At 45.0% G+C, this 14,212-nt stretch carries 11 protein-coding genes and 1 pseudogene; all 12 read right to left on the bottom strand.

Annotation, left to right across the window (positions count from 1 at the left end; genetic code table 11):
• Positions 1-74: 74 nt before the first annotated feature.
• On the bottom strand, positions 75-566 hold the full coding sequence (infC, locus tag MKY01_RS13025; RefSeq protein ID WP_076327826.1) for a translation initiation factor IF-3: 492 nt from the start codon (positions 564-566) through the stop codon (positions 75-77).
• A gap of 120 nt (positions 567-686) precedes the next feature.
• Positions 687-1,619, bottom strand: coding sequence for a manganese-dependent inorganic pyrophosphatase (locus MKY01_RS13020; protein ID WP_017688903.1), 933 nt, complete (start codon positions 1,617-1,619; stop codon positions 687-689).
• A 443-nt stretch (positions 1,620-2,062) separates the two neighbouring features.
• Positions 2,063-2,815, bottom strand: a complete 753-nt coding sequence (locus tag MKY01_RS13015; RefSeq protein ID WP_282321694.1) for a metallophosphoesterase family protein — start codon at positions 2,813-2,815, stop codon at positions 2,063-2,065.
• Positions 2,816-2,914: 99 nt separating this feature from the next.
• A complete protein-coding gene (locus MKY01_RS13010; protein WP_339286533.1) occupies positions 2,915-3,922 on the bottom strand; it encodes an LLM class flavin-dependent oxidoreductase in 1,008 nt (335 codons plus the stop codon).
• 234 nt (positions 3,923-4,156) lie between these two features.
• Positions 4,157-6,094, bottom strand: coding sequence for an LTA synthase family protein (locus tag MKY01_RS13005; RefSeq protein WP_282321696.1), 1,938 nt, complete (start codon positions 6,092-6,094; stop codon positions 4,157-4,159).
• A 115-nt stretch (positions 6,095-6,209) separates the two neighbouring features.
• Positions 6,210-8,582, bottom strand: a complete 2,373-nt coding sequence (locus MKY01_RS13000; RefSeq protein WP_282321697.1) for a putative PEP-binding protein — start codon at positions 8,580-8,582, stop codon at positions 6,210-6,212.
• Positions 8,583-8,845: 263 nt separating this feature from the next.
• A pseudogene (locus MKY01_RS12995) lies at positions 8,846-8,971 on the bottom strand (galactose oxidase); the annotation flags it as partial.
• 17 nt (positions 8,972-8,988) lie between these two features.
• Positions 8,989-9,306, bottom strand: coding sequence for a hypothetical protein (locus MKY01_RS12990; RefSeq protein ID WP_282321698.1), 318 nt, complete (start codon positions 9,304-9,306; stop codon positions 8,989-8,991).
• An 875-nt stretch (positions 9,307-10,181) separates the two neighbouring features.
• The gene (locus tag MKY01_RS12985) at positions 10,182-11,735 is read right to left on the bottom strand and encodes a helix-turn-helix domain-containing protein (protein WP_282322186.1); all 1,554 of its coding nucleotides are present in this window, start codon (positions 11,733-11,735) and stop codon (positions 10,182-10,184) included.
• 216 nt (positions 11,736-11,951) lie between these two features.
• Positions 11,952-12,956, bottom strand: coding sequence for an ABC transporter substrate-binding protein (locus tag MKY01_RS12980; protein WP_282321699.1), 1,005 nt, complete (start codon positions 12,954-12,956; stop codon positions 11,952-11,954).
• Positions 12,957-13,134: 178 nt separating this feature from the next.
• Complete coding sequence (locus MKY01_RS12975; protein WP_282321700.1) at positions 13,135-13,509, bottom strand: hypothetical protein; 375 nt, start codon at positions 13,507-13,509, stop codon at positions 13,135-13,137.
• Positions 13,510-13,531: 22 nt separating this feature from the next.
• Positions 13,532-14,194, bottom strand: coding sequence for a 3'-5' exonuclease (locus tag MKY01_RS12970; protein ID WP_282321701.1), 663 nt, complete (start codon positions 14,192-14,194; stop codon positions 13,532-13,534).
• Between the last annotated feature and the right edge of the window lie 18 nt (positions 14,195-14,212).

Here is a 14,212-nt window from a genome sequence, read left to right as displayed (position 1 = left end):
ACATCCAAAAAAAAATCATTACTATATCGACATTCGCTTTACCTTTGTGCTACATCGAGGATCGCTCTGGCAGTTTACGCATTCGGGTCCAGTTGCACAACAACCTGTTTACCACTTACCTGAACACCTGTCGTTTTGCTACCGAATTCAGCCAGCGATTTGCTCAGTTGCTCAGCCCACTCCTTGCCTGCAACTCCTTCTTTGGCTCCATGCACCTGGATGACGAGTTTTACCGAATCACCCTTCTTCAGAATGCGCTCCGCCTGAGACTGCTTCGTCTCCCGGTCATGATCTTCCATCGCAAGGTTCAAGCGAATTTCCTTGACTTTACGTTTATCGGGAGATTTACTCGCTTTTTTCTTCGCCTGCTGCGCTTCTGCTTTGGCCGCTCCAGCTCCAATCAGCTTGCATGGCGGTGGACTTGTCATCAAGGACAAGCACACCAGATCTACTTTATGCTGCTTTGCAAGTAGAAGTGCTTCCTGCGTGGACATCACACCCAGATCTTCACCATTCAGGCCGGTCAGTTGCACTTCGGTTGCTTTGATCTTTTCATTTTTGATCATGATTCTACCTCCTCTACATCAAAAGCCTGTCCTGACCATTTACGGATCAGAGCAGGCTAGGATGGTGTTGCTACTTATTTGTAATACATATCAGCGTATGAATATGCCAATCGGTTTGATTTACAGCGTGTTGAATGCTTCAGTCAGAACCGGTACAATTTGTGATTTGCGTGATACTACGCCTTTCAAGATAGCTCTGCTATCAGACAGCGTCACATTGTAGGCTTTCTCCACTGCTTTAGTGGATGTACCATATGCCAAAGCTACGGAATCGTTGTTCAGAATGTCTGTTACGACAAATACAAACAGGTCGAGACCTTTGCTGGAAATGATCGCATCAATAGCTGCTTCAAGCTCAGGTTGCTTCACGAGAACATCATTCACGTCAACAGCATTAACCTGTGCAATTTCCACTTTGGATTGACCCATTACGAATTCTTTGGCATCCAGGGAAATCAGTTCAGCAATTGTTTTTTGGCTCAGATCCGCACCGGCTTTCAACATGTCCAGACCATAGCTGTCTGCATCTACACCAGCAATGGCAGCCAGTTCACGCGCAGCGGCTACGTCCTGCTCTGTGCAAGTCGGGGATTTGAACAACAGGGAATCGGAGATAATGGCAGACAACATCAGGCCAGCAATCGGTGCACTCACTTCGATGCCATTTTCTTTGTACATTTTATTCAAAATGGTTGCTGTACAACCTACAGGCTCTGCACGGAAATACAGTGGTCCGCTTGTCTCAAAGTTAGCAATACGGTGATGGTCGATAACTTCAACAACAGTCACTTCCTCAATATCGCTTACACTTTGCTGACGCTCGTTGTGGTCAACCAGAATAACTTTGTTTACTTCATTTGCAGCGGTTTTAATCAGACGCGGTGCTGCAATTTTGAATTGATCCAGTGCAAACTGGGTTTCACCATTGACTTCGCCGAGACGAACAGCTTCAACGTCCTGACCCAATTTTGTTTTGAGATCCGCATAGGCGATTGCCGAACAGATCGTATCCGTGTCGGGATTTTTGTGACCGAAGATTAACGCTTTTTCCATATTCATAGCCCTCCGTCAATTCTGATTTATATAAGTTCAACCAAAGAATGTTTACACTTGCCACTCCGATGACAGAATAACCTTCCAATCGCTGTTATCCCCAGATTTTTTGATTCCCTTTTAAAGGGAAAATCCGGTGATAAAGGCGAACGCTCCGCTTCTCCAGCTTTTTTCTGTCCTCTCCGTTCTCGTGTAAAAAGTTTAGTTGAACTTATATAGAAAATAAATGTCATATTTCAATCATACCCTACTGATTATAGCGCTAATAAGGCTAAATTCCAATCCCTTTACAGCGAATTAATTGCAAATCATTCTCAGGCAAGTCATTTTGGAAAATAGCCAAACTTGGTTCATTCCCTCAAGTCGATATGGTATGTATCCTATTTACTCCATCGTACAACCTTATAAATTAGCATACGAAACTCTGATACGCAACGAAAACATTAATTCTCAGGCTCTTCCGCGCTCTGCCCTTGCCGTACAAAAAAGGTCTGTAGACTGCCGTCTTCGCTAATCTCCAGCAGGTTCAATTGTGCTCCGTAGGCACAACCACCATCAATGCCAATTTTATCTCCGCTCGGGTCAAACCAAATGCCTGTCTCATCATGCAAATGCTTCACGGGGGTGTGTCCAAAAACGACCGTCTCTCTAATCGTTGTTGGTCTGGAATAGAATGATTCACGAATCCAGATGAAGTCCCGCTCGGACTGGCTTCTCCAATCCTCGATATCCGGGTTGATCCCTGCATGTACAAAAATATAACCCGGAATTTCATACACCAGCGGAAGCTGTTCCAGAAAACGAAGATGGTGTTCATAGTGTGTACGTATCCACTTTTTGGCTTCAGCATAAGCTTCCCAATCTATCTGTTGCTCATCATAAGTAAGTTCCAGATCCAGATAACTTGCCATCGTCTGTAATCCACCATTACGGATCCAGTGTTGGTCATATTGCTCAACATCCTGGGTTAACGCCTTGACCATCATGGCATCGTGATTGCCTTTAATCACCATAATATCGTGCTGTTGCTGAAGCTGCATAATCTGTTCGATGACCTGTTTGCTGCTTGGACCGCGATCCACATAATCACCGAGTAAAATCAATTCATCCTGCTGCGGATTATAATCTGCAAGCTTAAGCAGTGCATTAAATTCATCGTAACAGCCATGAATATCACTAATGACACATCTGCGCATGTGAATCTCTCCTCTCCCTGATCACGCAAGAGTATAACTGGAACCTTGTATGAGCAAGATTCCAGTCTGTTTAGAGTAGTTATTCCCGCTTACTTACCATTAGTCCTGCTTGAGTCCAAAGGCTTCTGCAATCAAGCCGAATGAGCGCAGACGTGCTTCAAACGAATGGACCGCTGATGCAATAATGACTTCATCTGCTTCATGGCGTTCAGCCATTGCAGTAATTTTATCTTTCACCTGATCCGGTGTTCCCACGATGGAAAAAGAACGACGTTGACGAATCTGTTCCATCTCCATCGCTGTGTATGGATAGTTGTTCACCGTCTCCAGAGATGGGAATGAACTTTGTTCAAGACCTCGTCCAAGGCGTAAGAAGAAAAGTTCATTGCTGCGTGCAAGTTCAGCTGCTTCTTCCTCTGTCTCCGCGCAGAATGCCGAGACAGCAATCATTGAATGTGGTTTGTCATTCAGGATGGACGGCTTGAAATGTCTGCGGTAATGTTTCATCGCGTCTTCGCCGCCTGGTGTTCCGAAGAATTGGGCAAACGCATACGATGTCCCTTGCGCTGCAGCAATTCTCGCACCTTCGGAGCTGGAACCCAGCAGCCATACTTCAGGAACCGTTGGAACCGATGGTCCGGCTACCAGAGATGCGAACCGATGATCCTCAGGCAACTGCTCGTGGAAGTATCCGCCCAGATCCGCGATCTGTTGCGGAAAGAATTGTACATTCGATGATTTCCCCTCATTCAGAGCTCTGCTGGCAATTGGCATGCCACCTGGTGCTCTTCCAATCCCCAGGTCAATCCGGCCGGGATGCAAAGCTTCCAGCAGTCGGAAATTCTCTGCAACCTTATAGGCACTATAATGAGGTAGCATAACGCCACCGGAACCTACGCGAATTCGATCCGTATGTGCAGCCACATGTGCAATCATAACTTCAGGACTGGAGAATGACAGCGCACCACTACCGTGATGCTCCGACATCCAGAACCGGGAGTACCCCAATTGATCCGCATGTTGTGCGAGTTTCACCGTTTCCTGCAACGTATCCTGTACACTTCGTCCTTCATTGATATGTCCATGTTCGAGTACACTCAGTTTCATATATATTCAATCCTCTCGTCTGTTAGGTTCATAAGTTCTGTGAATATGAGATCTGCGAATATTACGCGCTTTTGCTCACTTCATTCTTGCTCATTCCATTGTAACATTAATTATTACAGTTTCAAACTTTAGTTATCCTCTTTATTACCACACTTGTGCAAGAAACATGCAAAAAAACGCCACCAGCTTCTGAACTGGTGACGTTTTTGATCTGACCTATTGTAGAAAATTAATTTATGGTGCACGTTTCGGTAACAACTTCACATACTCGTCAGACAGTTTCATCAGGCTGAGCACATGTTCATAATCTGCACGATAGGGTTCCAAATCCGTTACCGTCTCGTATGTCTTCAGCGAATAGGCTGTTCCATCGTCAAAGCCTGCACCCGGAATAAACATGATGTCATTGTTGACAAATGAACCCGTCGGCAAGTAATACCGGATACCAAAGGCATTGTGGTCCATGTTGAGCAGATCATGTCCGAAGGCAGTGAATTTCTCATCCTGGAGCGAAACTCCCATCAGATTCATGATCGTTGGCAGCATATCCAGCTGACCGCCAGGCTGCTCGATCAATTGTCCTTTGGTCTGTTTCGGCGTGTGGATCATGAACGGGATGTTGAATCGACTTACTTTACCGTCATAAGGGACGCCCAGATTGGCCTGAATCTGCTGTGTAATCTCTTCGTCAGCAGGCAGACCAAAGTGGTCTCCGTAGAGAACTAAAGTAGTATTATCCCATAATCCGTTCGCCTTCAACTCATTAATGAGTTGACCGATGGCATAATCCGTATAGTTGATCGCTTGCAGATAATCGTGAAGCAGCTTGTTCGTGATGGTCGCAGGAATCGTGATCCGTGCACGATCAGCGGGAACCGTAAACGGCGAGTGGCTCGATGCCGTTATGAACTGAGCATAGAACGGCTGATTCGCAGCCTGATGCGCAGTCATTTTTTCCACACCTACACGGTACAGCTCTTCATCCGATGGTCCAAAGTCATTGAATCTGTCGTTCTCGAAGCTGGGCTTGTCGAAGTAACGAGTGAATCCGAGTGCCGGATACATTTTGTTCCGGTTCCAGAAGGTGACGTCATTAACGTGATACGTCTCGGACTCATATCCTTCTTTACCTAATAACTTGGGAAGACTCGGCAGTTCACGGTCACTATACCCTGCTGACATGGGAACAACTCCGGTTGGATAGATAGACGTGTTCGACATGAACTCCGCGTCTGATGTGTTTCCCTGTCCGATCTGTTGGAAAAAATGAGAGAAATAATAGCTTTCTTTGGCCAGATCATTCAGTACCGGTGTTAACTCCTGACCATCCAATGAAGCATTAATCGGGAAATTCTGAAAGGACTCCAGTTGCAGTACAATCAGGTTACTACCTTTGGCCTGACCAAAATATTTGGCTTTCACGGCTGTACCGTCACTTGGTTTATCCTGATACGGATACTGGCTAACCAGCTCATTGATCTTGGCAATGGTTTCGTTAATGTTGCCATTGGCAATGGCCTCATTTTCTTTGCTCGTCAGAATGGCAGACGATACCTGGTAGTTCAGGAAACCGAGATTCTCGGCTCGCACCAACTCGTTATCAATCGTTTCACCTTTGACAATAAAACTGCCAGACAGCACGATGCAGAATGCAGCCGTAAGCGCAACGCCGAGCTTGCCCCAGTAACGTCTACGAATTCTGCCAAAAGTCAAACCGCTATCGCGGTAACTGCTGCGGTTACGCCCGCCAGCACGTTTGCGCATAATCAACCATATTGGCAATGCCAGTACGATGTCTGCAAAAAACAGAAAGTGCTCCGGTCGTACCAGTGGTCCGATACTTCCCCGTACTTGGGCAACTTGCCCCAACTCACTTAGCGCGGTATATGTGGGTACCGAACTGAAATGAACGTTATACAGCGTAGCCGCGAACAACACCAGAGAAAACAGAATATTGAATCCTCCGTATACTGCTCGCTTCCAGCCTTTGGGCACGATCAGATCCAGCAGGCATACCACGGTTAGTGCGCCTAATGCGTCAGTTAACAGACCGATGCCGGACAGACCCTGGAAAAAGAAATACCGCAGCAGTGACAGCTTCAGCAGCATAAGAATGAATAACACGGCGAATAAGGTCCGTGATGAAGTTCGTTCATTTTTGGAATTATACATGGTCGCTTTCAACCCTTACCCTGAAATTTTACGTTCATTTTACAAAACGCATATTTCAGTATAACAGTTTTCTGGTTGCTATTCCATGGAAGTTCCGTGTAGGACAGGGTGAGCGTTACGCAATTGTAGAAATATCCGTGTTCTGCGTGTCTGCTCCCTCTCTCTGTGCCTTAATGGCTGCTTGTGCAGCAGCAATTCGTGCATAAGGGATCTGTTCAGGCAAACAGCTTACGTAATCCAGTCCAATGCGGTGGCAGAACGTAATCGACTCCAGGTCCACAACATTTTCCCCACAGATCCCTGTCTTCAGATGAGGTTTTCGAATTCGACCTTGGACTACCGCCATCTCAATCAGTTGTCCGACTCCCTCAATGTCCAACACATGAAATGGATTATTCGTTACCGTACGAGAGTCCGTATCACGTTGAAGGAGAAGGAGCCGCTTCTCAGCTTCATGACGGCTATATCCAAATGTCATCTCTGTCAGCTCATCCGTGCCAAACGAGAAAAAGTCAGCCTGGCGTGCAATATGAGTCGCCGTCAGCGCCGCTCTCGGAGCTTCGATCATCGCCCCTACTCTATAGAGACAATGCCGCTTTTCTTCACCCAGCACTTGGTCAGCCACATGATCCACCAGGTCTCTCATCACCTGAAGTTCATGCACATGACCGATCTGCGGGATCATAATCTCGGGACGTACCCACCAGCCTTCCCGGATGCCTTTCACCGCTGCGCGGAATATCGCTTCCAGCTGCATATCAACGATTTCCGGGAATACCGTACTCAGCCGACAAGCCTGTTGCCCCAATGTCGGATTATGTTCATGCAATTCAGAGACTCTGCGAATGACACGCTCCAGTTCCTCCAGTTCAACCTGATGGTCTTTTTGCTCCTGCCACTCCTCTGCTTGTAACCACTCACGTCGTTTCTCCAACACTCCCAGATCCGGTAACAGTTCATGCAACGGCGAATCGAGCAAACGTATCGTTACCGGGTATCCATCCATCGCTTCGAATATTTGTTCAAAATCAGACTGTTGCATCGGCAACAGACGCTCCAAACCACGCCTGCGCTCGGATTCGCTGTCAGCCAGAATCATTTTTTGTACAAATGGTAACCGCGCAGGTGATAACAGCATGTTCTCCGTCCGGCATAGACCTATTCCCTCGGCCCCTTGTAGCCGTGCTGTCATGGCATCCTGTGGATGATCTACATTGGCCAGTACCTTCAGCTCTTTCACTTCATCAGCCCACTTGAACAGTAGTTGCAGATCTGCTGATAAAAGTGAATCTGAGTTGTTATAAGCTGGACATTCATCATTAGTTACTGGCTGGATCTGTATGGGCAGATGTCCATTGCTCGCTTCGCTGTTAGAATCTGTGTAGTGTTGCTTCAACACTTCCGTGATATGCGCAGGTTCGATGCGAAGAAGTGCATCCTCCTTGGTGAGGAGTCCTTCATGGACAAAATCCACAGTACTCCTCAGTGTGGCTGTTGAGGATAATCGTGCGGGCTGGGTCTGCACAACATACAAGTCGCCGGATTCAATCACGAAGGTGATTTCCTGCACTTCTCCATTACGAGTCTCCAGCTGGCTACCTATCTCCAGCAAACTTGTGTACAGCTCAGGTTCGTCATTCCGTAAACGCTCCAGGCCGTGATCTGTTTGGCTCGCGTTCCCGGTTGGGACGTATTGTCCTGTAATTCCCTTTTCTCCTGTAAGTGGGTTACACGTATATATTGTTCCGGTCCCGCTTGATTCTCCACATTTTCCATGCATCATCGTCTGTATAAGAACAGGAGCGCTTTGCTCCGAAGAGATGTAATATGATTTACGCATGATCTCGTCCTGAGATCTGGATGCTTTAATACGCTGTGAATGATATACCGCACGTACTGCTTCTTTGAATTGAAGTTGAACATCTTGAGGAAAAGGGTTACGCCCCTCCTCTTCAATTAAATATTTAAATTCGGTAATGGTTAATTCAAGTTCCGTTTCATCCCGACCCTTGACGTGACTCGATATTTCTGTGAAAAATTCAGACGGAATTGCATATACCAGCTGTCCATATTCCTCTAAGTAATCTAGATAACATTGGAGTGCATACAACCGATCACCGGTTTGACGCGCGAGTCCTTCCACAGTAATATCATTCAGACCAACATTGATCAGTGATCGTGTCGCAGTTGCTGAGGCTCGATCCTGATCCCTACGTACCGCGAGTAGTAGCGGATTCTCCGAATGTCCGAAGAACTTCCCGGTTTGCTGTTCCAGATGCCGGATCGCGTTAATAATCTCTTCCTCTCCTTCACCGGAAAGATGTCCAAGACGGGTACAGAACTCGCGACAGCATTCCGTTGTGACCACAAATCCGGCCGGGACAGACCACCCTGCATGGATAAGTTCTGCAAGATCAGCCCCTTTACTGCCCATTAGCCCTTTCATCTCTGCCGTACCTTCTTCCAACAGAATTACCCGTTTTGTCATTACAGCTCTCCCATCCGCCATTCATGGCTATGCTTGAAGACTTCAATCCCTGCGTTACAGATCAGCCTTCACTCTAATGGTATGTCACAATCGTTCAGTCAAGGACATCCGCTTTTGCATTTTGTGCTCGTTATCCTGTTTTTTTGTAAACGTTACACTAAAATAAGATGAAACAAGCCTTTCGAGCAGTTGCATTGGCTCATTCATCACAGTGAAGCAAAAAGAAGCCCCTTCAACTAAGCTGAAGGAACTTCACATTCTATTTAGTATTCACTTACCTCAAACGTCAGCACCTGATCAAACAGGATATAATCCTTCCGATTCTTAAAAGGTCCTTTGTTGTTGTCATGTCTATCAATGGCATATGATGCCTTTCCGCTTCCAGATTGTAAATCTAATGAATTAGCTATTCCCATTCACCTTTTTTGATGTAAGTTGCATCATAAGCAACAATTACATTCGTTTTATCTGTTACCTTTTGTATATCATCGAACACAACTTCTTCTTCGCCGTAATCTACTAAACTCGAATCAACTTTCTCGAAGACCCCACAATCCTTCACATAAATTATATCTGGATGATTAGAATCATATCGTAAGCTTTCAGGAAGATCTTCACCCGAAATTTCATGCGATTCGGCAACCGTAGTCGTCGATATTGCTGTAACAGGAATCATTCCAATAACAGCTATTACTAAAAGCGAGGCCCAGATTTTTTTATTCATAGGATGTCTATTCTCCAGTTCGTTTTTCCTATATTATACATTAAAATGGAATGTTATAATATTTTCCTTTTCTCCGATGTTGAATCCAGCCTGTTTGTTATTCAAAACCCATTCATCAAGCCATAAACCGCTGTATATCCTCAATTTTGGGAATAATATGCGCGTCCCTAATTTCTTGAAAGGTTCGGACAACCTTGAACAATACCCGTTAGTAATCGATTTCGTTCAGCGCACATGGCCAGTCTATATTTTTTCGCAGATGGCGAACAGAAATTTCACTCCATCAACTGGCACTCGATCTGTTCCGACTGTTCCACACACAAGATATTTTTTGTCATTTCTCGCTCATTATGATTCCTTCATTGTTCTAATCTCTGAAACGAAAAAGACCGCCATATAAATGACGGTCAGGTTTCAAGATGATTATTGATATAGATATTTGAAAAATAAAACTACACAAAGAACACCTATTATCAAAAATATAATTGCTGAGTTCCGATATTTTTTCCACATCCGAATGGCATTAGCAATATTTAGTATGCCTAGTGCAAGCATGTTAATACGAGAATCTACTTGAAACAAGTTATATACTAGCATAATGACAACTACTACCGAGGTACACCAGAACCAAATTGGAATTTTATCCTTTATCATTGATCTGCTCCTTTAGTTTATATCCTATCTGTTATAAGATATTCCTCAATCTAATTAAAATTCCTTTATTTAGTCTATTAAACAAACAGATTATTGATTAAAAAGGATAATACCAGTAGATTCATAGAGTGCCTGTGAATTACATCACAGAATTTTTATAGCTTTGAAAGTTATATGGTTTTCTTGATTTTTTCGGAAAACATCTCACAGACCATTCATTATCAAGCCATAAACCTCAGTACATCCTCAATCTTCTTCCCATGAGAGATCACACCGTAGTTCATCCACGACATAAAATCCACCTCATACACATTGCCACTCTTCACCGCAGGCAGGTGCCTCCATTCGTCCCTGTTGAGCAGTTCGCGCTCATCTCCAGGTTTAGCAGAATTTCCAGTGTCAAATGTAATCAACAAGTGATCCGCATGAAGCTGACTTAACTGCTCCAATCCAATGAAAATCCTCCGCTCTTGTCTTGTCCATTGCTGCACATGGGAGTGCGGAGTCAGTCCAAGATCCTGATAAATTACAGGTCCGACATAGCCCTGCTGATCCCCATAGAGAGTAATATCCGACGCGGATATACGCAAAAAAGCTACTGTTTCTCCACGCATATAACGCGATAACCGACTCTTAGCCTCTGATGCCTTGTCCTCATAAGCACCAATTACATCTTGAACCCGATTCACCTTCCCTAACACATCGGCTGTCGATCTTAAAATGGAGCGCCAGTCCTCTCCCAAATGATCTACGTAAAATGTAGGTGCTACCTGCTTGAAGCGGTCCAGATTCCATCGATCATATCCCTTATCCAGCATGATAAAGTCCGGTACATTACCCAGATTAAACTGCGCATCCATCTGGCTCACATCAAATTCAGGTACGTCATCCAACCCCAAATATTGCTGCCTGCCCCAAGAATGATGCGAACATTGCAGTACAGGTTTTACGCCAAGAGCCAACACAAAGTCCTCCAGATAAGGAGCAAAGACACGAACCTCTTGACGGTGATGACGGCGGTATAACCCAGGTGAAATACCAGCATATTGCTTAAATCGGCGGCCAAAATAATACTCGCTGCTAAATCCCACATTCTGTGCAATTTCATGGATGCGATCATCCGTGAGCTGCAATAGTTGCTTCGAGCGCTCCAGCCGAACCGCATTTACATATTCAAGCGGGAGCTTGCCCGTAATTTTTTTGAATTGCCGAGTGTAGCTGGCTCTGGTAAGACCAATATCTGCCGCGAGCTCATCCACGGTTATCGTCTGATCATAGTGGTCGCCAATATAACGAATTGAACTTTGAAGACGGGCACGGTCATCGGGTACTTCTGTTTCGAGGGCACTATGGCGAAGCAAGGCACGAAACCACTCCTGGAAACGAAGCTGTACCTCCCATTGCTCCAGCCAATCGCCAGTGACCTGTTGACGCAGTATTTGTTCCAAGGCTTCCAGACAGGAACTCCACGGACTGTAACTGAGTTGCATAAGCGGTAATAATGTCGGAGAATCTGGACTTTGGGAAAGTTCCTGCTGCTTCTCCGTGTTTCTTCTAGACAAAGCGTTCGAAGTCTCTTCTTTCAACTCAGCCACCATAAGATCAAGCTTATAATACTGCAATTCACTTTCTGTCCAAGGCGAACCTTCTATTTTAACGGATGTTCCAGCCGGAACAAACATAATCATTCCTTTTTCCAGATGAGATTCCCGATCTGAGCAAACTATTGAACCTTTCCCAGACGTTACAACAAATATGGAGTGTGAAGTCGACATTCTGTATAACAAACGTTTATCGATATGAGATTGATGGTGATCTACGTATTCCATATGCTGAAGTGAGCATAGCCAGGGCTTGGGGATCAGTTGTATTATGGTGTAGCACATGTTCATCGTCCTTAACTGAGAATTATTATCATTTAAAATAGTGTATACGAAAAAAGAAAGCTCTTCAACCCTGACTGAAGAACTTTCTTTCTTATGAGATTATTCTTATGGAGTCATTTTTTCCAAGAGATCATCACTTTTCATGGAATTTGCTGTAATCGCACCTGATTGCCAATGTGATCTTTCCATAATATATACCTGATTGTTCTTAACGGCCGGAAGAGATTTCCACAATTTGCTGTCAAGTACCTTCAAGGCTTCCTTGTTCTCAGGAGAAGACCATTCTCCATTGGAAGGGAAAATAATAAGATGATCCGCATCAAGTTGCGGCACGGCCTCCTCAGATAGAATTTCCTGATATTCTTCCATCTTGTTAACCAGAGGATGAGGTGTTAGACCAAGCTCGGAATAAATAAATCCAGTAAATCGATTCTTCACACCGAACAACGCCAGTGTGTCATCGTTAACATTCAGCCGGACAACTGCGACAGTCTCGTCTCCAACCGCTTCCTGCAGCTTCGCCTTAGCATCTGCAATCTTGGCCTCAAATGCCGCAGCAACTTCTTCACCTTTGTCCGGTTTCCCTACAACATCGGCAATGGTTTTCAAAATTTGGTTCGAATCCTGCAGTACGCTCTCAGGCAGACGATACGTCGGTGCCACCTTGGAGTACATCTCATATTTCTCCATATCTACCCCACCATCTACAATGATGAGATCCGGATCATATTCCAACAAAGCTTCAATACTCCCCGTAGTATCAAATTGAGGAACATCCAGTCCTAAATAATCCTGTACACCCCACATCGGGTTATACCACTGCACGACTGGTGTAATATCGAGCGCCTTCAGATAATCTTCCACATATATTCCAGCAATCCGCTGTGGTTGAACCGGAATCGTCACATCTCCAAATTCATCCTGTACAACTCGTGTCGCAGGCTCTGTCTCGTTTCCAGAAGTATTTTCTCCAGAAGCCGCACTTTCAGTTGCAGTTGCAGGAGTCTGTTCCGCATTCGTAGCGGTATTTGTACTACATCCTGAAATAACCAGACCCATGAGCAGTAATGTAATCGTCCACCCTTTGAAACCTTTAACTAAACCTACCATGTTACCCTTCACCCCTATGTGATCTGTTGATGTAACCGTGAGAATATCTCACATATAATGATTATCATTCTCATCGATTGCTTAGGTGAATTGTACCTTATGCCTCAGCCGACCCACAATGTACATTTGATGCTGTTTTTTTATACAAACGAAAACAACCCTGTTGGTCCTCCCCCGCTTATCGCAGGGGCAACCTGCCTTGACGATAACTTTCCAACAGCTGATCCACAAAGAAATCATTCGCCGTACCCTGTAACAGTGCAGCACCAATTAAACCCATATCATCACTCACATACCCCGCTAACTCAGGTTCGCCGATGAGAGCCAAGGTCTGTTTGAACGCCTGTTCCCTGCATGCGCGCAGCATCTCTTCTTCAGCCACAGCGGTATCTTGAGCCCATCGTTCAAAAGCTTGCATCCACTCGTCAGCAAATGCAGAGGCATCCCTTTCATCCAGGTAAACTTCCACATCCAATCCTTCGAATGTCTGCTGGTTCAGAATCCGTCCCTCGTTAAGATCCAACAGTAGCTTCTCCACATCCGTTTTGCTCATTGATCTCTCCTCCAGTTCCTCGTCAAGTCAGATACATCTCTGGTATAACGAAACGTTTCATCATCTGCTTTGGATCGGCTGTAAAATGATCCAATTGAAGTTCCTCATATTCGCTAAGGATACTTTCAAAGATACCAGCGATCACACCACAATCTGCCAAAGCATTGTGCCTGTGAATTCCATCTGTATTCAGATCGTAATACCGAATCAGAAAATCTGTAGAAACGACCTCGTTAATCTCAGGATGAATGTAGGTGAACATCGCTTTTGTATCGAGCACCGGGTTGGTCAACATCGGAAGCCCATACTCATCACAATGCCGCTTCAAGATGGGTAGGTCATACTCATATCCAGCTTGTGTCACAAGAACGTTATCACCAATAAATTTCTGAAATTCCTGAAATGCTTCTACGAACGACGGAGCCTCCAACATTTCCTCATTCGAAATTCCTGTTAATTTCGCCACAGGTTCTGGTATTGGTTTGTTCGCGCGTGTAAGTGAAGAAAATGTTGTCTTGCATTGTTGACCTCTTTGGTAATGCATCGCACCAAATTGAGTCACACTCTCCACCACAGGATTAATGCCTGTACCTTCGAGATCAAATATGCAGTACATTCTATCCTGTAATGGAGATACGCTTAGATTTTCAATAAAATATGTATCAGGCAACAGCGTAATTTTCATCTGTCCGACTCACTCCTC

The sequence above is a fragment of the Paenibacillus sp. FSL R5-0486 genome (assembly GCF_037975155.1).
In the GTDB taxonomy this organism is placed as follows: domain Bacteria; phylum Bacillota; class Bacilli; order Paenibacillales; family Paenibacillaceae; genus Paenibacillus; species Paenibacillus amylolyticus.
Note: the sequence above shows the minus strand (reverse complement) of the source record. Positions and strands in the feature narration are given on the sequence as shown.